Consider the following 20961-nt stretch of genomic DNA (forward strand, 5'->3'; position numbering starts at 1 on the left):
GTCACCTCCCTGCGTGGGTGAGCCGCACCGCACACCGATGGGCGCTATTTTGACGGGCGCGCGGCAGCTTCCCGAATGCTGCCGGCGCCGCCCATATCCCCCTTCTTGGTGCGCCCACCCCCCGGGCCAGCGCCAATGTCCGCGCCCGTAGTGGGGTGGGAGGACGGGTCCGACAGTGTCCGCTCGGCCAGCTTGGCCGCAACTTTCTTGTCCTTGGCCGCTAGCTTGACGGTTGCCGTTCCGTCTCCGCCGTCAACCGGCATAACCTCCTCGAGATTGTCGATGCGGTCCCATTCGTCTCCGGAATTCCACGGTCCCGTGGTGTCCCCTTCGCCCTGCGAAGTATTGACATACATGCTGGCATATTTCTCGATGCCGGGGAGTTTGCCCGTGGGGAAGTTGTTTTCTATCGCATAAAGCGCTTTCTCGAATGACTTCTGGTGCGCGACTTCGCGGGTCATCAGAAAACCAAGCGCATCTTTGATGCCAGGGTCATCGGTGATGTTGATCAGTCGCTCATAAACGATCTTGGCGCGCGCCTCGGCCGCTATGTTGGAACGCAGATCCACCGTGGGCTCGCCGCGCGAGTCGATATAGGCGGCGGTCCACGGGACGCCGGCCGAGTCGCAAAGCGCGGGCCCACCGCCGAACAAGATCGATTCTTTGGCAGTCGTGCCGCTGGCGCCAACCATCAGGTACAGCTCGGCCTCTTTCATCTGGCCTTCGGCGAGCTGTGCCTTCAGGCCTTTGTTGAGCATTGTCACGATCTACCCGACCACCTCGAGGTGGCTGAGCTCTTCCGTGGCGATGTCAAGCAACATGTCTTTGCGGCCAATGTCGTCTTCGCCTAATCCTTGCGTGAAATGGCGCATCGCCGCAGCGAGTTCGCCATCAGCTCCGCCGAACTGCTCCATAATCATGCACGCCAGGCGCGGATTGGGTTCTGAAACTCGGACGGTATATTGCAGTCGCTTGTTGTGCATGAACATGAGAACTCTCCAGGGTTGGCGCCCCTAACACGACCCCATCAGGAATGTTCCACCTCGCCAACCGACAATCCTGGACCGACACACCGCGCTCCGTCGCCGTGAACGGACCTGGCCGCGCTTCTCATATCGCGGGCCGCAAACCGTCGTCCTCCCCTGTGACCCCGGAATGCTCCTCAGGATGTTTGGGAACAACACTCTCCTGCACGTGTTCAAAGGCGATGTACAATTTCATCGGTGATCAGGCTCGCGATGTGGCTGTTGTGGGGGCCGGGCCTGCGGGCCTTGCTGCGGCTGTCTATCTTGCCCGCTTTTTGCGTTCTGTGATTATCTTCGATACCGGTGACGGGCGTGCGAAACTCATTCCCAAGACCTACAATTGTCCCGGCTTTCCTGATGGCATCAGCGGAGAGGATCTGTTGGTTCGGTTGAGAGAGCAGGTGAAAGCGTATGCAACCGACATTGTCCAAGACAAGGTTGAACGGCTAGAGAGAACTGAAGAAGCTTTCACTCTCACAACTGCTGGCGGTGTTATGAGGGCGTCTTATGTGGTCCTTGCCACCGGGGTTGTTGACAAGGCTCCTACAATAGTGGGCTTGCGAGAGGCGATCGCTGCACGAACCGTCCGATTATGTCCTGTATGTGATGCGTACGAGGCCGCAGGGCACCGTATTGCGGTCGCCGGCCCAGAGCGCCTGGCCCTCAAGGAGGCGTTGTTCCTGAGACACTACAGCCCATTTGTTTGCATACTCTCAAACTATCCCGCAGATATTTCCGAGACCGCGCGTCTAGAGGCCGGCGCGGCTGACATAGAAATATGGGACGTCGTGGATGATCTGGTCCCTCGTGGCTCCGGGCTCGACGTGGTGATGGCTGACGGGTCGCCGTCCCGCCAGATCGACGTGCTGTATGCGTCCATGGGGTGCGACGTTCGATCCGAACTCGCCGCAGGCGCTGGCGCACACTGCGACGAAGACGGCTACATTTTGGTGGGGCCACACTCGGAAACATCCGTGCAAGGCCTTTACGCCATAGGAGACGTCGCCAAAGCGCTCAATCAGATAGCAGTGGGATTTGGCCATGCAGCCTTGGCTGCCACGCACATCCACAACGCCCTGTCCGCGCGCCGGGATCGGGCGACGCTTCGCGCTGAAGCCGGATGAGAGCCGGCCCTGCGAGCTCTAAATCCTCTCAGGCAACCTTCGAAAGCAGGCCGATGTCGCACCTGGCCAGGCCGTAGCGCCAACGGTGGTCCGTTGCGGCCACACGGCTCTGATAGAACAGCGTCAGTTGCTGGCCTTCGATCATGACCGTCGAGTGCCCGTTTTCTCCAGGCCCGCCGGGATCAAGCACCGGGCCAATTGACGTGTAGGGTCCCTTCACATCGTCGGCTATGGCGAAAAAAACGCGCTGCCGGCTGCCTCTTTGCCCCTGAGGCAGAAAGCAGGTGGCGTTCAGAAGGACGCGGCCGTCCGGCAGTTCCACCAATTGAGCGCCTTCTATCCCCCATTCGTAGTTCGGGTCGTCGCGCGTATTGTGATGCGGGACGTCATTGTGGTCGAGGATCTTGCCGATGCGCTTCCAGGGTCCGAACCACGAATCGGACTGGCTTCGCGCCAGATAGACATCGGGTTGCGGCACCCGAGTGATTTTCGGCATTCCGGAATAGACGATGTAGCGCTTTCCGCCGACGATAGCTGGGTGCGGGTCATAGATGCCATCCTCGTCGGTGCCCGGCATCGAAAGGATCGCCGGGTTAAGCACCACCCAATGGAACCCGTCATTGGAAACCGCGTGCTCGCAGCGGCCACCTGATTTCATGAACTCCGTCTGTATGAACATGTGAAAGACGCCGGCTTCATGGATGACGCCGGGCGCCGCGACGCCGGAGCCATGGACGGCAAGTTGGATCGCATCATGCTCTGTCCAGGGGCCACGCAGTTCGGGTGCCGTGGCGTGCAGGATCTTCCAGGTTTCGGTGGTCACCGTGCCACTCGAGCCGAACACGTGCCAACGGCTGCCGTCAAAGACCGGGCATGGATCCTTGAGATCGTCCACGGATTGCGGATGAAACAATGGGAACTCGTTCGTTTCGAATTCAATCCTCATTTCGGTCACCCCAGCGGTCGCTGCCTCGCCGCCCGGCAGTATAGCGCTGACTTAACCCAAATGAGGCCGTCTGACCAATTTCGAACGCCTGTCCCCAAGAGTTTCATGCCGACGGTCCGCCAGCCCACGTGGAGTCAGCCGTTCGAATGGGTGAGGCGGGAACAAGTCATTTCACTGCAAGTTAGGCTGGGAGCCGGAAATGGTTCCGGCACCTGCGGCTAACAAATGTTAATCGCAGTTAAACCTGAGATTACACTATGGGAATTATTTACATGGGCGCGGGGATAGACACGGCGAACACCAAAACCATCAATAGAGAACAACAACTACTAATATGCTTTTCTCATCTCCGCTGGAACTTCGTTCATCAGCGCCCGCAGCACCTCCTCACGCTCGCAGCGAGAGAGCAGCAGATTGTCTATTTCGAGGAGCCGGTATTCGAAGACCAAATCCAGCCACAGCTGCGTTTGGATAAGGTGGCGCCAAACATTCAGGTCGCCACGCCCATTCTTCCGCTGGGAACGTCTCGCGTGAGGGCCGATGTCATCCAGCGCCGATACCTCGACCGGATCTTGGCTTCCACGCCGCATGCCAAGCTGGGCGCCTGGTATTACACTCCCATGGCGCTACGATTCAGCCGGCATCTCTGCTGCGACGTCTGCGTCTATGACTGCATGGACGAGCTTTCCGCATTCAAGAACGCGCCACCGGATCTGTGTCAGTGGGAAAAGGCGCTTTTCGATCGTGCCGACATTGTCTTCACCGGCGGGGTAAGCCTTTTCGAAGCGAAGCGCTGCCTGCATCATGCGATCTATCCTTTCCCGAGCAGCATCGATGCCGGCCATTTTCGCAGGGCAAGGAAAGCCGGAAAGGATCCAGCCGACCAGACTGACATTCCTCATCCGCGGGTAGGCTATTTCGGGGTTCTGGACGAGCGGCTTGATATCGATCTTGTGGCGCGAGCCTCCGAGGCAATGCCGGATGTGCATTTCGTCATGCTGGGGCCCGTGGTCAAGATCGACCCGGCCAGCTTGCCCAAGGCCGCAAATCTGCACTGGCTCGGTTCGAAGGCCTACGCCGAGCTGCCTAACTACCTGCGGCACTGGGATGCCGGCTGGATGCCGTTTGCGCTCAACAAAGCAACGCGCTTCATCAGTCCGACGAAGACACCGGAGTTCTTGGCTGCGGGCCTGCCTGTCGTCTCAACCGCCGTCGTCGACGTGGTGCGTAGCTACGGGGCCGCGGGTTTGGTCGAGATCGCGGACGCCGAAGATATCGAGACGAAGCTTCGCTCCGCCCTCGCTGGCCCGCGCGACATGTGGCTGGGCAAGGTTGATGCCTATCTCGCCAACATGTCCTGGGAGCGAACATGGCACGCCATGGCCGCACTCATCGAGGAAGCGAGCGAGAGCAAAAAGGTTCTACCGTTCCGCAGGAGCGCCTGATGATGTTCGACTGGCTGATCGTCGGCGCCGGTTTCGCCGGCAGCGTTCTCGCCGAGCGCATCGCATCGCAACGGGGGGAAAGCGTTCTCCTTATCGACCGTCGCAATCACGTCGGTGGCAACGCGTTCGATTGCTACAACGAAGACGGCATCCTCATTCACCGTTACGGGCCGCACATATTCCACACCAACGCAGAGTCGATCGTGGAGTATCTTTCACAATTCACGACATGGCGGCCCTACGAACATCGGGTGCTGGCCGCGGTCGACGGCAAGCTACTCCCAATCCCCATAAATCTTGACACGATCAACCGGCTCTACGGGCTCGATCTGAGTTCGAGCCAATTGGAGGAGTTCTTCGCATCGCGCCGCGAAACCGTCGAAGAAGTCCGTACGGCCGAAGAAGTCGTCGTCAGCACGGTCGGACGCGAACTCTACGACAAGTTCTTTCGCGGCTATACCAGAAAGCAATGGGGGGTCGATCCGTCGCAACTCAGCAAATCCGTGACGGCGCGGGTGCCAACCAGGACGAATCGTGATGACCGCTACTTCGGCGACCGCTTCCAGATGATGCCGGCCGGCGGCTATGCGCGCATGTTCGAGCGCATGACCAATCATCCCAGCATCAAGATCATGCTGCAGACCGACTATCGAGAGATCCGCGACCGGATCTCATTTCGCCGCTTGATCTACACCGGCCCTATCGACGAATATTTCGACTGCAGGCTTGGCCGTTTGCCTTATCGCTCCCTGCGTTTCGAGCATGTCACCGTCGACTGCGAGCAGTTCCAGCCGGTGGCGGTGGTCAACTACCCGCAAACGGAGGCTTATACCCGCATAACCGAGTACAAGCATTTGACTGGCCAGAAGAATGCCCGGACAAGCCTGACCTACGAATATCCCACAGACGTGGGCGATCCCTATTATCCTGTGCCGCGGCCGGAAAACGAAGCGCTGTACAAGCAGTACGAAGCGCTGGCAGCGAGCTGCCCGGACGTGTGGTTCGTCGGGCGCCTTGCCACCTATCGCTACTACAACATGGATCAGGTTGTCGGCCAGGCTCTGGCGACGTTCGGGCGTATCCAGAGAACGCTTGCCATTCCAAGTGACATCCTGGTGCCACCTGTGGCCGTGCCGGCGAAGCGACACCCCATCGCCGAACAGCCCCAGGGCTCGCTTATCGCGAATCCAGGTTGAATAGCCTCCGTTGCCTGGCCAGTTCCTCGGCCATCGCTTGGCGGAGACGACGCGAACCGTCTGCGTGAATGACCGAGAACAGACCGACCTCGGCATGGCGCGAATTGTCCCACCCGGGATATGCCGTGACCGGATAGAGGCAGATCCCGTCGATCGCTGCGCCCTCGCCAATGGCGGCGCGAACCTCATCGCATACATAGTGGAGCCAGGCCGGCCCGCCGGAGCCTTCGGCGCCGGTCTCGGCGATGTATATTGGCTTGCTGTAGCGACGGGCGACCTCAACCAGCATTTCCGACATCGCCCGGTACTCGTGATGCCCCATCGGAATGGTCGGCCCGTGCAGATACCATTGATTGTGCGGGTAGAAGTTGAGGCCGATCACGTCGATCAGATCCTCGCTGCCTCCGAGTTGCGGCTCAACGCGCCCCATCAGCATGTCGTAGGCCTCGAACTGTCCCAAGCAGACATTCTCGGCGCGGCGTATCTCGGGACGGCTTCGATCTCGCGGCGCCACATGGATGAGCGGTTCGGCCCATATGAAGCGGCATTCGGGGTCAGCTTCTCGCATTGCCCGGATGCCCTGCACGGCGGCCTTGACCAGATGACGCTTAAACCATCCCTTCCTTTTTGGGCCGGCCGGCGGAAAATAGCCGACTTCGACTGCCCATGCGAAGAACGATATCTCGTTGATGGGACAAACCAGCGCGGCTTTGCCGGCCATGGCTCGATGCAGCCGAACCGCTTCGGCTGCAAAAGATGCATAGCTTTCGATCATCCCTTCGCTGCCCTGGTTGAGATGATCGGGGGATCCGTAATGAAAGATATCCCAGATGACCTGAACACCGGCCCGACCGGCCGCTTCGATCATCGAAATCCAATTCGACCAGTCGTAGACCCCCGGTGCCTTTTCGATCAGATGCCAGCGCAGCCCGTCGCGAATGGTTCTCAGTCCAAGAGCGGCGCAGCGCCGATAGTCGTCCTCGGCATGAATGTCATGGCTGGTCGCCCGCAACAGATCGAGGCGCACGCCATCCTTTCGCCGGTGCGAAGAGCACTCGAATCCGGCCATGAAAAAGCTGTCGAATGTGACCGTGCTTTCAACATGATTTTGCATGAGGAGGCTATCGGCTGTCCGAGTTCCGGCGCTTGTTGCATCTCGGCAGGAACCGGTCGATTGCTTTCTCAATCGGCCGGCAATCCTGAATTTTGCGTATGCTGACTGGTTTCACATTCCGCATGGCGTCGCCGATTCACATCACGAGAGTTGCCCAACCCGGTGGCCTCGCCTTTGTTCCTGTCGCGCATCGCATCGGCTGCGCTGCCAGCGGAGCAGGACCCGCGAAGTTTTCGCAGTGTTGGAGCGAAATCGGACGTTGGCAGTTAGGCAGGACAGGCAGCTAGCGATAGGAACGAACGATGCATCCCAGGGCTTCCGCTGGCGACCCGGGAAACGCCACTCCAACCACACCGGCCGCGGAAGGGCTCGCTCCCGCCTTGGCCCGCAACATCGACGCTCTGGTAGAGCGCAGGAAGCGCGAGGCGAAAGCAGCATCACTGGAGCAGCGGGCCGCGGCCGCAATCGGCAAGTTCGCCGGCAGCATGATTTTCGTCTACATCCATCTTATTTTGTTTGGCGGCTGGATCGCTTTGAACACCGGGATCTTCCCCTTCGTTCAAGCCTGGGATCCTTCCTTGGTGATCCTGGCGATGTTCGCATCCGTCGAAGCGATCTTTCTCTCCACCTTTGTCCTTATCACCCAGAACCGAATGGCTGCCGAAGATGATGCACGGGCGGATCTTGATCTTCAGGTCAGCCTGCTGAACGAACACGAGACGACGAAGTTGATCAAGATGGTGGAAGAAATTGCCAAGCACCTGAAGGTCCCGTCAGAAGCAGACGAGGAACTGCAGGAGTTGAAGCGCGATGTGGCGCCTGAAGCCGTACTCGACAAGATCGTGGAGGCGGGCGATCAGGCGAGCCCCACCTGAGCTGTGTTCAGGTGGAAGGTGCCCGCCGGCCTTTGAAACAAAGGGAGCTTGGTCCCGCGTTGGCGAGGGCCGTTATAAGCTGGTGCTGACGAATCAGGTGCCGCTCGCCTTCGGTACATTGCGCTCGGCCATTCTGATATCGTCGACGAGTGCCAGGTCACAGCAACATCAAAGCGGCCGTCGGTCGTTCCTCACCAGTGGCCCGATTAGGGCGTCACGTGAACGCGAAGTCAAAGACTGCCCGTTCCTCCTAGTCGGTTACACGAACCCAATGTTTTTCCGAACGTCTATCCGTCGCGGCCTGTCGCCTTTGCGGCTGCCGCCGGCAGAGTGTCGGCGCTGACGATCTTACAAGAAGCCGCCACGTCTCCAGAGTTGGCTCCCGGGTGTTTGCTTCAGCGCCACGTCCTCACCTTCCATAATGAAGACCCCTGGCCCGAATGTTCCTTGGGTTCTTCGTTCACGCCTCCATTTCAAGCGGCTCGTGGCAAGGCAGTTGGTGCCAGATGACTGACGTAGCTCGCTCCGATCGACAGCCTGGCCGCACTGGTCGCATATGTAGAGCTGAGACGCTCCGATCGGCGGCGCGTCGCTATGCGCTCGTTGTCCGACCCTACTGGGACCAGGTCGGACAGCTTTGTCATCCCCGCAGCTTCCTGACTTCATGCTCAAGCGCCTCGCGGCCTGTCGTGCTGTCGGATCAACTCTCGGATAGGTGGCGAAAGGCCATGCCGCTTGGCGAAATAGTCGACTCCGCATTCCTGATCCGACACCCGGTCGCCCGTTGCCGGACTCCAGCGCAGGCGCAGACCAAGGTCCCGCCAATAGCGAAAGGCCCGTTGCCGCCTCTGCGATTTTGGACGACAACGGCTCTTGCCCCGAATCTCTGATCATGCTCGCGACGCACGGATCCTAGCCAGGACAATCGCATTTTCTCGCGGGTGCGGGACGGCGCCATAACATGTGTTAACGCGAGGCTGATGGCTCATCTTAGACAAGCCTCAGCGGCCGAAGATTTCATTCGCGCTCAGGGAGGCTGTGGGTGGCAACGAGCCCCTGTCGATACGGCTGGCCGGTGAATTCCACATTCTGCTTGCGGAACTAACGGGCTCGAAGCCCCTGACGCGCTATGTCAGCGAAATCGTATCGCGGTGTTCGCTGATCGTGGCCTTGTACAGCCGCCCGCATTCCGATCAGTGTGGCGTGGACGAGCACCTAGAAATCATTCAGGCCTACGGCAGCACGATCCCAGCCGAGCCATGCATGCGATGGAGCATCACCTCGAGGCACTCGAGACCAGGGCGCAAATCAGCGATCAGGCTGAGCCCGACGTTCGCTCAATCTTGAGCAAGTATGTTCGAACGGGGTAACCAGCTCCCAAAAAAGCCCAGCCAAATTCCAGGAGGAGACAATGCTCAATCCCCAGCGCGAGCCGGCGGGTCAGCGGAGCCGTGTGAGTATCGATTTCGCCGGTATTTCGCCGCGCGAACGTTACAAGCTTCTGATCGGGTCAGTGGTGCCTCGGCCCATCGTTAGCGGTTGGTTCGCCAACCCATTTCCTTCGTATTCTCTCGTATGGTCTGGCGAACCTAACGACCAGGAGGAGGACTAGTATTCCATGGTGTCTCTTCATCCTACAAAAGGAGTCGATGAACCCGTGTTGACCATAAGGGTGCGAGCGCGGCTGTCTTGGGTCAGAAGCGGATTGGCAGCTTCGAGGCTCGCGCTCGGCTGCGAGGCGTCGTGAACCCATAAACTGACAACGTCTCGAATGGGTGGAAACTTGCCGTATGCGCGCCCCTGTCGGAACGACGTGATTGCGGCAAGGAGCGGACGTCGCCCCGCCTATGTGGCTTGCTCACTCTAGCATCGGGGCGGTCCGCAGACCGTTGAATCGAAATCGCTACGAAGCCCACGGGCAGACTCTTAGCCTCCCGCGCTGAGCATTTCGATGATTGTTAAATCCAAACCACAGGACGGTGGCCGTCGAGCGAGTTTTCAGCAGCCCATTTCCGCAGCCTATTGATGTGCAACTTGGGAAGCTGCCGACATCAACTCCTCGGGATTCGGCGCTCTGAAGGTGTTGAGGCCATCCTCCAGAACTTCAGTGAAGTTCCAGCGTACGATGCCCGCCCGGTCGATTAGGAACTGACCGACAAGCTGCCCCGAGCCGGAAGCCATCGCCTGCTGATCGGCTTCCGTCATCTCATATCCTTCCTTCTTGTTAAGGAACTCGTCCATTGCCATGACGTCCATAGGCTTGGGCAACTCGCCCGGGAGATGTATCCGTATCGCCATGACCGTGTCCATCCCGACCTCGCGCAAGCCGAAAGCACGGTGCGAGGCCCGCTCCGGGTCGGATGCGGCGAGAAGATCGGGTGCCGGGTGGTAACGGAAATAGAGCCGCGCCCGCTCGACCGGCGTATTGACCACCGCCAGGCATTCGACGCCTTTCTCACGCAGGGCCGGCTTGAGTTGCGCCATCGCCGCGACATGGCGCCGGCAGAACGGACAGTGCAGGCCTCGGAACAAACCGATCAACAACGGGCTACGGCCTCGAAAATCATCGAGCGCGATCTTGCCTTCGCGTGAGATCGCATTGAGCACAACATTCGGTGCCCGGTCGCCCGGCTGCAGCGGGCGATCAACACTACTGGTGGACATCGACAACCTCCTCGCCCCGGGTCAGGCAGGGAAAGCAGCACACCCAGCGTTTCGGAGGCGATCAAGTGCTGGGGTGAAAAGCTTCCTGTGCCAAGGCAATAGCTTTCGACCTCTACCATATTGCGAGGTCGAGATTACGCGCGTTGCAAGCCCATCATAACACGAAAAAGCATCTGCGGGTCGCCGCCAAACGTGGTGAAAGACCTCACCGAGCGAACCCTCTTGCGCTGAAGGTCAGGTTCCCTCGATTTGGAGGTTCAAGTCTGCAACGCCCAAGGTCGTCAACGGGTCGAGAACCCACCTAAGGCTTACACATTCGCCCACGCCCTGATTCATTTTTGGCATGAGCCGGTATGACCTGACTGAATTCGAATGGCGCATCATCGAGCCGCTCTCCCGAGCTTCTTCTCGTGGCTGAAAACCGAGCGCACACCCCGCAAGGTCTACAGGACGAGAGATGACGCCAGGGCGGATGTGTTCGATTACATCGAGCGCTTCTACAACCCGCGGCGCAGGCACTCGACACTGGGCTATCTGAGCCCCGTCGAGTTCGAGGAGCAAGCTATGCTAGCTTAACCTGGTGTCCGAAAAACCGGCAGCAGGCCACTCCGCCGGTGTCGATGAACGAGGCATTTAAGTGACACGTTCACTTGGCCCAGCCGAGCGGGCTGTTACCGATTTTGAAGCAAAATGCCCGTCCGCCAAAACTTGGCAGACGGGCTGCGTCACGTTCATGGGAGTGCAGAGCGGATCGGTTGGCAACACGGATTTATCAGATCGAGAGATCGTTGAGATAGGCGTCAATCTGATAGCCGCGAGGGCCGCCAACGCGGCCCACCAACTCCCTTGGATTGGAAATAGACCCCTCCAATATTTTTCTCCGGTGCCGAGGGTACTCGCCAAGCGGGAGATGATAGTCCGACTAGCCCGGGCGCGTTGAAGGCAAAATCTTGCTCAGTGGGTCTGAAGGGAGGTTGCCATGGAAGACGGAACGTTCAAGGGCCGATTTTCGCGAGGGACGACAGCCTCCTTCTTCGAACGATCGAATGTATCATGGATGCGATAGAGTTTCTGGAGGAATGGCCCGTCGAAAGGCGTGGCCTCCCGCACGCAGCTGCGTGTGAAACCTGTTACGCCGCGTATGATGGCCGGAAGTCTCTCGAGGCCGCGCAAAAGACCTTCATGACGTGGGCACGCAGGGTCAGGGTCATCGAGGATGCCCCCTTGGCGCCATCATGGATGACAGGGCCGAAAATCAGCCCCTTTAGACCGCCTTATAGAAGCTGGCGGCTGAATTCGCAGCGACCTCGCACTCTCTAGCGCCGCAAGGAACGCGAAGTCGCATTTAACCGGCAGCATTTGGACCGACGTGAAACGCAGCGCCGCAGATGGTCCAATGGTAAAAGGGAAATGCGAAGTGGCAAAGCTTAGGACGAGCGTCGTAATGGCCGTAAGGGAGATGGATTCTCGAAGCAGGCCAGCGCAGTCAGGTCGGATCGATCGTCGGCAGTTGGTTGAGCAACGTGGATACCGCCGTGACTATCTGCGGCATGAAGAACGGCTTTGTAATCATGATGCTATTCGGGACGCCCTCGTGAGCCCAGTGGGTCGCGCTGTCGCCGCTAATGTAGACGACCGGCAGCACTGCATTGGCGCGGCGACAACGCCTCGCCAACTCCCATCCCGTCTCGCCAGAGCCCATTCGGATATCCGTCACCAGCGCCTTGAATTTTTCCGGGTCGGCATCAAAAGCGGCAATCGCGCTTGCCGCGTTATTTGCCCCTACGACCTCGAAGCCCGCTTCTTCCAGCGCCGATTCCAGATCGAGCAAAATCATCGTCTCGTCTTCAACGACTAGAACCGCGCCACTGCCCATCTTTCCGGATACCCCCGAGCGGAGCACAACGCTTCACCGGAACTTATGTTCCGTGAATGTTGAACTACCTTTCCTCGGTGAGGTTCACTCGAAACACGCAACGTAGTCCAATCCGGTCGTAGCTGATCTTCGCCCCACCAGCGTTCTTTCCCTCGAATACCCGCTCGAGCAGTTGGGTACCAAATCCGCGTTTGCCGGGGGTGACAGGTGGGCCGCCCTTCTCACGCCAATGGAGCTCAAGAAGCCGGCCGCCTTCAGCCTCCTGCAGCTTCCAATTGATCTCGATCGATCCCGTTGAGTTGGAGAGTGCGCCATATTTGATCGCATTTGTCGTCAGCTCATGAAGCGCGAGGGCGAAGGAGAGTGCGATGTTGGGTGGAAGCCAGATTTGTTCGCCGTGCATGTGGAAACGATCCAGGGAGGCATGCGCCTCAACGGCGGCTACAATCAGGGCGCTGAGGTCGGCGCCGCTCCAGTTCTCGAGGGTCAAGATGTCGTGCGCCTTTGCCAGAGACACCAGTCGGCTGGAAAGCGCCTCACGCGCCTGTGCCAGGCTGCTGGCGTTGCGCATGGATTGGGCAGCTATGGCCTGAACCACAGCCAGCGTGTTCTTGACCCTGTGGTTTAGTTCGTTGACGAGCAACTGGCGCTGTTCCTCCCCCCGTTTTCGCTCGGAAATATCCAAGCTGATCTGCACCGCGCCTGCGACAGAGCCGTCCGCGCTGCGGATCGGCCGTGCACTGGAAAGCAGGTATCGCTGCGCTCCCGACGGGAGAGTGTATGCAAATTCCTCGTTGGTGGTCTCTTCGCCTCGCATTGCCCTGCTGAGTGGGCGGTCCTCACGACTGACAGCTTGGCCATCCTTGTACGCAAGAGTATCGATCACCAGATCCGCTTTTCCAAACGACCTGTGAGGCTGCGACGGTAGCCCCATGAGGTCTGCAGCAAACCGGTTGCGGATTACCTGGCGCGCCTGCGGATCATAGGTAAACCATACCGCGGCGGGAACGGTTTCTAAAACCGTTTCCAACTCGCGCGTGCGCTCCGCGATGGCGTGCTCTGCCGTGATCATGGCCTGCCCAATCGTGTCGAACTCCGAGACCGAGGAAACGATCGGCTGCACTGGCCGCCCGCTGCCCAGCGCATCAGCTCGCTCGACGAGATCTGCGGTCGCCTTTGTGAAGGTCCTGCCGACAAAGTAGGCCAGGGCAACCGAGAAAAGCAGTGCCGAAAGACCAATCCCTGCAATCTGCGCGACAGACCACCATAGCGGCGCGTGGACCCGGGATAGTGGAACGTTGGCGGTGTAGAACCAGCCAGAGTAAGGCGACCGGTAGTATCCAGCCAGCAATCTGGTCCCTTCGAAATTCTGAGATTGGAAGGTTCCGGAGCGGCCCACGACCTTGGCTATGTATTCGGGCAAACCGGGTTTCCCGGTGACCTGGTCATGCATTTTGGATCTCGCGACATATTTTCCCTCGCGGTCGCCGATGCCGACAGTCCATCCCTCGGGGACCGCTGGCAGCATGACAAGGCGGATGCGTTCGGTAGGAACTGATATCGAAAGCAACAACGGTTCGCCGTTGAAACCCGAGACCTGCCTGCTGACGGCTACGCGATACTCGTTCGGCTTCTGCCCGGCGAACACATTGCCAACGAGGAGTCCAGCAAGTTTCAGTTGCTCGCGTTCGTCGAGAGTAGGCGCTGCTGCGAAAGGCTGATCGGAGGACGGCTCAGATTCAGTACTTACCACCCAACGACCGTCAATATTTCGCAGCGTGATTACCTCATCGGTCCCATCGACAAGGCGGCGTGCCTCGGCTCCAAAGGCCTGCCAATCGCCATTGGCAAGAGCGGGGCACTTGGAGAGCCCATCCAGAACTGTCTTGAGACTGGCGAGTTCCCCTTCCACTACCAGTGACACCTGGCGAGCCGTCCAAAGGGCCTCCTGCTCGATCCGTGATCTTTCATGCAGGGCGTAGGTTCCAAGCAGGTAGGCAGCAAAAAGCCAGACCGGCAACACAGCTGCCGCGATTAGTCCAAGCAGATGGACTCGTGCCGATCGACGAGACAATCTTTCTCCCCCCTATCCGACCCAATAGGACCTTAAACCGATGTGTGCGAACGACAAGGGCGCCGCGGTGATGTGATGAACGAGATCGACCAGATCGCGCTAACCTCGGTCACGCCGTCGTCGCGGCCACCGACATTCACAATTCCGTTGACGACAGAAACCGACGCTCCCACCATTGACCGCAATGTACCTTGTTCAGATTCTGTTGCCTTGTGTGGACAACGGCGGCCGGCCTTTCGCCCAAGAAGACTTTGAGAGTGTAAAGCGAGAGCTGACGCTCGTTTCGACGGCGTCACCGCCTACCTGCAGGCTCCTACCGACGGTTTGTGGAGGTGACGAGCCAAATGCCGACAAGATCGTCATCTTTGAAGTCATGACCGAGAGATCGACCTACTCGAGTGGCGTGATCGCCGTCTGCACTTGAGCGACGTTTCCGGCAGGATAAGGTGATCATCCGCTGTGTGCCGATGACGTTGATCAAGTGTAACCGGTACGAGCATCCCATCTGGCGCCCGCGCACGCGCTGAGCGAGGCTCGCAGCTTCGGATTAACAGAGGCTGCAAATTCCATGGATGGATACAGGCATGATGCCGACACTTACCGGCGCATCGAGGTAATCACCGGCGATCGGCGAAGGCGCGATTGGAGCGCCGAGGAGAAGGCACGGATTGTTGCCGAGAGCGCGGATCCGGATGTCAGCGTCTCCGAGGTAGCGCGCCGCAACGGGGTGCACCGGGGTTTGCTTTCGGTGTGGCGGCGCCAGGCACGAGAGGCACTGCGCGGCGCGCCGATGTTTGCGCAGATGCAGGTGGAAGGCGTTTCGGGCGGCTCGATTGTCGGCAGGCAGGAGGGTAATGCGTCGTCGAGCGACAGGATCGAAATCGAGATTGGGGACGCGCGGGTGCGGGTGCCTCAGGGTGCGGATGCCGCGACGCTTCGGAGTATCGTTGCGGCACTGAGATCGACACGGTGATCGCGTTCGGATCGGACACGCGGGTGTTCGTGGCGACGGAGCCGGTCGACTTCCGCAGGGGTGTGCACGGCTTGGTCGCATTGGTCGCGGAGGGGCTGGCGGGCAATCCATACAGCGGGGACGTCTTTGTCTTCAGGTCGAAACGCGCAGACAAATTGCGGTTTCTGATTTTTGACGGCAGCGGGATGATTTTGGCGACGAAATGGCTGGAGGAAGGGCGTTTTACCTGGCCGCCGATCCAGGCAGGAACGATGCGCTTGACGGCGACGCAATTTGCGATGCTGTTCGAGGGCCTGAGCGAGTGGCACCGGGTCGAGCCGCGCGCAGTCAAGCGGCCGACAAATGTTGCCTGAGGTATCTGATTTTGCTGGTTATTTTGGGGTGATTTGGTTAGCTTGCCTCATGCCCCTTCGGCCCGAAGACCTTTCTCGCGATCCAGCTGTGCTCACCGAAATGGCGCTTGCCTTGCAGGGTGAGAATGACGCTCTTCGCGCGGAAATCTCGATGCTGAAAACGCTGATTTTTGGGACGCGCTCGGAGCGCGCGGTGGTGATATGTGCCGAGCAACTGGCGCTTGGCCTGGGAGGCGAGGACGCTGCTGCGCCGACTGCGGCCAACGACGATACGGCACCGGGCACGGCGGGGAGGAAGCGCACAAAGGCCCGGCGCAACATTGGAGCACTACCCGCGCATCTGCCCCGCCACGAGCAGGTGATTGAACCATCCTCGACGCTGTGCCCATGCTGCACGGCGCGAATGCGTCGGATCGGAGAGGACGTCGCCGAAGCACTTGACCGGGTTCCTGCGCTATTGCGCGTGATGCGGACAATCCGCCCCAAATACGCTTGCCGAGTTTGCGAGGAAGCGGTCGTCCAGGCGAAAGCACCGGCTCGGCTCATCGAGGGCGGCATGGTGACCACGGCGCTGGTCGCGCATGTCGCCGCGGCGAAATACGCCTGGCAGTCGACGCTCTATCGTCAATCCCGGATACTGGCGGGCTGGGGCGTGGAGGTTGACCGGCAGACGCTTTCGCGCTGGATGAAGAGTGCCGCGCAGATGGCCAAGGGCCTTTATGAACTGCAGCTGAAGACGATGCATGGCTTCGAGCGTCTGTTCTGCGATGAAACGCCAATGCCGGTGCTTGATCCCGGCCGAGGTCGAACACGGACCTGCCAGTTCTGGGCGCATGCGACGGACGACCGACCCTGGAAAGGGCCCGCGCCGCCGGCGGTCGCTTACGTCTTTGCGGGTGGCCGTGGCAAAAAGGAGATTGCCGGCCAGTTGGCCGGGTTCAAGGGCGTGCTGCAAGTCGACGGCTATGCTGCCTATACGTCGTTGGCGGGAGGAGCCAAATCGTCGGGCAAGATCCGCCTGGCGTATTGTCTGGTCCATGCACGCCGCAACTTCGTGAAGGTCCACAAGACGACGAACTCGCCCTTCGCCAGGGAGGTCATCGAGCGCATCGGCGCGGTGTATGCGATCGAGAAGCGCATCCGCGGCTTGAGTGCTGACAGGCGCCGAGCTGTGCGCCAGGCGGAAACGAAGCCGCTGATGGAGGCTTTGAAGGCGCGTCTCGAAGCCGTGAAGGACGGTGTCTCTCGCCAGTCGACGCTGATCAAGGCGATCGATTATACGCTCGAACGCTGGGACGGACTAACGGCGTTCCTGAATGACGGGCGGCTGGAGCCAGACACGAACGCCGTGGAGAGATCGATTCGACCGATAGCAATCGGAAAAAAGAATAGTCTGTTCAGTGGTGACGAAGGCGGCGGACAGACTTGGGCGATCCTGGCTTCGCTGCTCAACTCGGCCAAGTTGAACGGCGTCGATCCCGAAGCCTATCTCACCGACGTTCTCGAGCGCATGGTCAGCGGCGCCACGACGAACGATCAACTCCACGAGCTCCTGGTTTGGAACTGGAAAGCGGCACGCGAAGTCGAAAGAGCAGCTGCATGACCAGACACAAGCCACGACAGGAGCGCAGGCCTGCCAAGACCACCATGGCCGACTACGCGATGTCCTTCGAGAAGCTCGGACATTGGCTGGATAAGCGAGGGCAGTCGGCGACGCTTCGTCGCCCCAGGGCAAGCTCGCTCTCGATGCTCGACGGCGCCGTGGCTGCGGTCGTCGCCGGACCGGTCTCTATGCCATCCGAAGAATGGGTATGCCCCCTCCTGGGCCTCGATCCGGATGCCTTCAATCACGACACGGAGGAGTTCTCGGCGATCGCGGCCACGCTCATGCGGCACAACGCGATCAGCGAAACGCTATCGACGAGGCCGGAGAGCTTCGAGCCGCTCTTCGTGCGGATGGCCAACGGCGGCGTCGACGCACGGCCCTGGTGCATGGGCTTCTATACCGAAGACGGTCGCCCCTTGCGAGTGCCACCTTCTTCGATTGCCGGCCGAAACGCATGGTCCGACATTCCGGCCGCCGTCGAGGCCATGCGTCAGTTTTGGATGCCGACCCGCTTTAAGTCCGGCCGCTAGCTGGCGGGAGGGCCATCTCGTACCGCTTACGATCAAGTCGGCAGGTAGTCGCCGGATCGACTTGCGTCCGCGCTCGACAGCTGGGCGATAAATTGGCGCCATCCCAACCCATGCGCCCCAGATCGACTCAGCGTTCGGCAGCTGGTGACTGGCACCAGCAAGTTACCCCGGGGAGTCATCATCAACCGATTTCGCGGAGTAACTAGGATCGTGCCCACTGGAGTGGTGTAGCTGACGGCATTGGTCGCCGTGCTCTCCGGCATGGGCCGGAATTGATCAGCGCGCCACTGCCGGCAGGCTGATGAGCGGATCATCGCTCATTTGGCTGATGGTCTCAAGAGTCATGTAGCGCGCCCGCTGCACGGCCCATTCATCATTCTGTTCAAGCAGCAACGCGCCGACGAGACGGACAATGGCATCGTCATTGGGGAAGATGCCGACGACCTCGGTGCGCCGCTTGATCTCGCCGTTGAGACGCTCGATCGGATTCGTCGAGTGGAGCTTGGTGCGATGTTCCTTGGGGAAGGTCATGTAGGCCAGCACGTCGGGCTCGGCCTCGTCCATGATTGTCGCCAGCTTCGGCACCTTCGGCCGGATCTGGTCGGCGACGGCACGCCATTGGGCGCTGGCAGCCTCGGGCGTCTCCTGGGCGAAGGCGGTCGCGATGAAGGCCGAGACGACCCTGCGGCCGCTCTTGCCGGCGTGCGCCAGCACGTTTCGCATGAAGTGGACCCGGCAGCGCTGCCATGTGGCGCTGAGCACCTTGGTGACGGCGGCCTTGAGGCCCTCATGAGCATCGGAGACGACAAGCTTGACGCCGCGCAGGCCGCGACGGGTCAGCTTGCGCAGGAACTCGGTCCAGATCGGCTCGGCCTCGGAGGTGCCGACCTCCATGCCCAGCACCTCGCGGCGGCCGTCCGCGTTGACGCCGACGGCGATGATGACGGCGACCGAGACGATGCGGCCACCGCGGCGCACCTTCAGGTAGGTGGCGTCGATCCACAGGTATGGCCAATCGCCCTCGATCGGCCGCTCGAGAAAGGCCTTCACCTTGCCGTCGATCTCCTCGCAGAGCCGGCTCACCTGGCTTTTGGAGACGCCGCTCGCGCCCATCGCCTTGACCAGGTCGTCGACCGAGCGCGTCGAGATGCCCTGCACGTAGGCCTCCTGGATGACCGCGGTGAGCGCCTTCTCGGCCATGCGTCGCGGCTCCAGGAAGCTGGGGAAGTAGGAGCCCTTCCTCAGCTTTGGGATGCGCAGCTCGACCGTGCCGGCCCGCGTCTCCCAGTCCCTGTCGCGATAGCCGTTGCGCTGGACAAGCCGCAGCGGGTTCTTCTCGCCATGGGCCGCGCCGGTCGCCGCGCCCACTTCCAGCTCCATCAGCCGCTCAGCGGCAAAGCCGATCATCTCGCGCAAGATATCGGCGTCGGGGGTCTTCTCCACGAGCGTGCGCAGGTCCATCATGTCGTCGGTCATCGGTGCTTCCTTCGAATCAGGTTGTGTCAGCAACCCAACCCTACCGAAGAACATCGATGACCACCGCTACGCCGCTCGCTCGCTACGGCGCTGTTGAGGGCGCGCTCGCGAGCGGCTTCGCTACCGCCGAGCTACACCACTCAGCGGGGCACGACCGTAACTAGCTCGAATGCAGCCCGAACCGGTTCGAAGGAAATGTCAGATATTGCGATCGCACTCCTGTCGCCGAAATGTTGAGCAACCTCAACACCTCCGCCAGCCGATGCTCCGAGGTCGGCTTGCCCACATTGTGCACTCCTGACATCACAGGGCCACCGGCGAGATCCGGCCGGTCATAAGCGCTTGCCACAGCGAAAGGAATGCCGAGGCTGCTCAACATTTCCGCGACAGGAGTGACAACCTCATTGCCCAGATGGATATCGAGGAGCGCGACCGACGGCAGTTCCTCTTCCAGCAGGCGCAGTGCGTTTGCAACAGTCGCAACTGGACCCAAAACTCTCCAGCCGCGACGCTCAACCATGGCTTTGAGGTCCATCGCGATCAGAAATTCGTCCTCAACGATCAACGCGGTCTTCTGCACCAGCCCTCAATCCGGGCGAGCCGCCCTTTCGAGTGGGATGACGATTTGGGCCTCCAAACCATCAGGATGATATGTCTGTTCCACCCGACCGCCCAGATTGTAGGCGATTGCAAATTGGATGAGCTGGGTTCCATACCCCGTCGAGGTCGGTTCAGCGACCGATGGTCCGCCACGCTCAGACCATGTGATCCGCAGCGCATTCCCATCTTCAAGCAGCCACCGGATGTCCACTTGCCCTGCCGGTACTGACAAGGCCCCGTATTTGACGGCGTTGGTGGCCAGCTCGTGAAGGACGAGGCTGAGTGACATGATCTCTTTCGACGCAAGCGTCACCGGCGTTCCGGGCTCAACTCTGATCGCGTCGGGGCTGGACTGGAAGCCTCTGGTCGCACGCGCCACGAGTGCTTCAAGGCTATCTTCGCCATGATCTTTGAGGGAAAGGTCATTCGCCTCCACAATAGCGTCTAGGCGGCCTAGGAACGCGTCGCGATACTCCTCGCCCGAGATGCCCTCGGCCCTTGTTTGATTGGCTAGTGCCCGCACCAAGCCAAGCAGGTTCTTCATCCGGTGTCGTAGCTCACTGAATATCGCTTCGAACTCTTCGGCTTTGCGGCTTCTCTCGGTAGCGTCCACAATCGACAACAACATGACGTGGCTGACGTCGTCCGGGCTGAACAAGGTGCGCGCGGTGACAAGCATGGTCTTTTTCCCGATGTCCGGGAATTCGTGCTCGACCTTGTAATCTATGACGGCCGTACTTCTCGGAATGACATCCGACAGCAGACGCCGAAGCTCGGGAATGTCCCATTGGCCGTTTCCTAACTCGTAGAGATGCTGGCCGATGGTCTCATAGCGCTCGACGGCGAATGTTTTGATAAACGACCGGTTGGCGCTCTGCACGGTTAGACCGGCGTCGAGCACCAACAAGGGGTCGGGAACGGTGTCAACAATGCCCTGCGCTTGCACGTGACCAGTTCTGAGAATGCGATAGAGGTCTTCCAAGTTCATCGTCGAGATACCTGCTGAATGAGGTCAGCCTATGGGCCAACTGGTGTTTACACAACCCGCCGGACTGAGGCTGGTGACGTGCTCCCGGTTTTCCGG

General features: G+C 60.1%; 17 protein-coding genes and 2 pseudogenes. 10 read left to right on the plus strand and 9 right to left on the minus strand.

Translation table 11 applies throughout. The features are described 5' to 3' along the window. Positions 1–44 precede the first annotated feature (44 nt). Positions 45–989 (minus strand): annotated as a pseudogene (locus tag EJ074_RS10765) (manganese catalase family protein). Between the two features lie 218 nt (positions 990–1207). Between EJ074_RS10765 and EJ074_RS10770 the strand changes: the two are divergent. After that, positions 1208–2149 carry an NAD(P)/FAD-dependent oxidoreductase gene (locus EJ074_RS10770; RefSeq protein ID WP_129553316.1) on the plus strand — a complete coding sequence of 314 codons (942 nt, stop codon included), beginning with the start codon at positions 1208–1210 and terminating at the stop codon, positions 2147–2149. 28 nt (positions 2150–2177) lie between these two features. Here EJ074_RS10770 and EJ074_RS10775 read toward each other — a convergent pair whose 3' ends face one another. Then, positions 2178–3095, minus strand: a complete 918-nt coding sequence (locus EJ074_RS10775; RefSeq protein WP_095809164.1) for a hypothetical protein — start codon at positions 3093–3095, stop codon at positions 2178–2180. Between the two features lie 257 nt (positions 3096–3352). Here EJ074_RS10775 and EJ074_RS10780 point away from each other — a divergent pair, with 257 nt between their 5' ends. Together EJ074_RS10780 and glf are read left to right on the plus strand one after the other, a co-directional pair. Continuing rightward, complete coding sequence (locus tag EJ074_RS10780) at positions 3353–4540, plus strand: glycosyltransferase (RefSeq protein WP_245420673.1); 1188 nt, start codon at positions 3353–3355, stop codon at positions 4538–4540. Positions 4541–4542: 2 nt separating this feature from the next. After that, positions 4543–5736 (plus strand): UDP-galactopyranose mutase, encoded by a 1194-nt coding sequence (gene glf / locus EJ074_RS10785; protein WP_129554037.1) that lies wholly within the window; start codon positions 4543–4545, stop codon positions 5734–5736. On the opposite strand, the gene EJ074_RS10790 is transcribed toward glf, so the two are convergent. Continuing rightward, complete coding sequence (locus EJ074_RS10790; protein ID WP_245454830.1) at positions 5717–6805, minus strand: beta-glucosidase; 1089 nt, start codon at positions 6803–6805, stop codon at positions 5717–5719. The genes glf and EJ074_RS10790 overlap by 20 nt on opposite strands. A 347-nt stretch (positions 6806–7152) precedes the next feature. Between EJ074_RS10790 and EJ074_RS10795 the strand changes: the two genes are divergently transcribed. Beyond that, complete coding sequence (locus EJ074_RS10795; protein WP_129553318.1) at positions 7153–7725, plus strand: DUF1003 domain-containing protein; 573 nt, start codon at positions 7153–7155, stop codon at positions 7723–7725. Positions 7726–9744: 2019 nt separating this feature from the next. On the opposite strand, the gene EJ074_RS10810 is transcribed toward EJ074_RS10795, so the two are convergent. Next, on the minus strand, positions 9745–10389 hold the full coding sequence (locus tag EJ074_RS10810; RefSeq protein WP_129553320.1) for a peroxiredoxin-like family protein: 645 nt from the start codon (positions 10387–10389) through the stop codon (positions 9745–9747). 387 nt (positions 10390–10776) lie between these two features. Here EJ074_RS10810 and EJ074_RS10815 point away from each other — a divergent pair. Together EJ074_RS10815 and EJ074_RS10820 are read left to right on the plus strand one after the other, a co-directional pair. After that, positions 10777–10965: pseudogene (locus EJ074_RS10815) on the plus strand (IS3 family transposase); the annotation flags it as partial. Positions 10966–11442: 477 nt separating this feature from the next. After that, positions 11443–11709 carry a DUF982 domain-containing protein gene (locus EJ074_RS10820; protein ID WP_245454831.1) on the plus strand — a complete coding sequence of 89 codons (267 nt, stop codon included), beginning with the start codon at positions 11443–11445 and terminating at the stop codon, positions 11707–11709. Between the two features lie 166 nt (positions 11710–11875). On the opposite strand, the gene EJ074_RS10825 is transcribed toward EJ074_RS10820, so the two are convergent. Together EJ074_RS10825 and EJ074_RS10830 are read right to left on the minus strand one after the other, a co-directional pair. After that, positions 11876–12265, minus strand: coding sequence for a response regulator (locus EJ074_RS10825; protein ID WP_129553321.1), 390 nt, complete (start codon positions 12263–12265; stop codon positions 11876–11878). Between the two features lie 64 nt (positions 12266–12329). Beyond that, positions 12330–14288 (minus strand): HWE histidine kinase domain-containing protein, encoded by a 1959-nt coding sequence (locus tag EJ074_RS10830; protein WP_245454873.1) that lies wholly within the window; start codon positions 14286–14288, stop codon positions 12330–12332. Between the two features lie 619 nt (positions 14289–14907). Between EJ074_RS10830 and EJ074_RS10840 the strand changes: the two genes are divergently transcribed. The 4 genes from EJ074_RS10840 to EJ074_RS10855 are packed head-to-tail and all read left to right on the plus strand — an operon-like array spanning position 14908 to position 17801. Beyond that, positions 14908–15312 carry a transposase gene (locus tag EJ074_RS10840; protein WP_129552672.1) on the plus strand — a complete coding sequence of 135 codons (405 nt, stop codon included), beginning with the start codon at positions 14908–14910 and terminating at the stop codon, positions 15310–15312. Beyond that, positions 15309–15665: an IS66 family insertion sequence element accessory protein TnpB gene (gene tnpB / locus EJ074_RS10845; RefSeq protein ID WP_129552673.1), complete on the plus strand. Its 357-nt coding sequence runs from the start codon at positions 15309–15311 to the stop codon at positions 15663–15665. The genes EJ074_RS10840 and tnpB overlap by 4 nt, the downstream gene beginning before the upstream one ends. Before the next feature lie 49 nt (positions 15666–15714). Next, complete coding sequence (locus tag EJ074_RS10850; protein ID WP_129553972.1) at positions 15715–17268, plus strand: IS66 family transposase; 1554 nt, start codon at positions 15715–15717, stop codon at positions 17266–17268. A gap of 44 nt (positions 17269–17312) precedes the next feature. Further along, positions 17313–17801: a UPF0149 family protein gene (locus tag EJ074_RS10855; RefSeq protein WP_129552674.1), complete on the plus strand. Its 489-nt coding sequence runs from the start codon at positions 17313–17315 to the stop codon at positions 17799–17801. A gap of 276 nt (positions 17802–18077) precedes the next feature. On the opposite strand, the gene EJ074_RS10860 is transcribed toward EJ074_RS10855, so the two are convergent. From EJ074_RS10860 to EJ074_RS10870, 3 genes are all read right to left on the minus strand, one after another. Beyond that, complete coding sequence (locus EJ074_RS10860) at positions 18078–19277, minus strand: IS256 family transposase (RefSeq protein ID WP_127863054.1); 1200 nt, start codon at positions 19275–19277, stop codon at positions 18078–18080. A 160-nt stretch (positions 19278–19437) separates the two neighbouring features. Further along, positions 19438–19857 (minus strand): response regulator, encoded by a 420-nt coding sequence (locus tag EJ074_RS10865; RefSeq protein WP_129553323.1) that lies wholly within the window; start codon positions 19855–19857, stop codon positions 19438–19440. A gap of 6 nt (positions 19858–19863) precedes the next feature. After that, positions 19864–20865 (minus strand): HWE histidine kinase domain-containing protein, encoded by a 1002-nt coding sequence (locus EJ074_RS10870; protein WP_129553324.1) that lies wholly within the window; start codon positions 20863–20865, stop codon positions 19864–19866. Between the last annotated feature and the right edge of the window lie 96 nt (positions 20866–20961).

The organism is Mesorhizobium sp. M3A.F.Ca.ET.080.04.2.1, assembly GCF_003952525.1.
Lineage (GTDB): Bacteria > Pseudomonadota > Alphaproteobacteria > Rhizobiales > Rhizobiaceae > Mesorhizobium.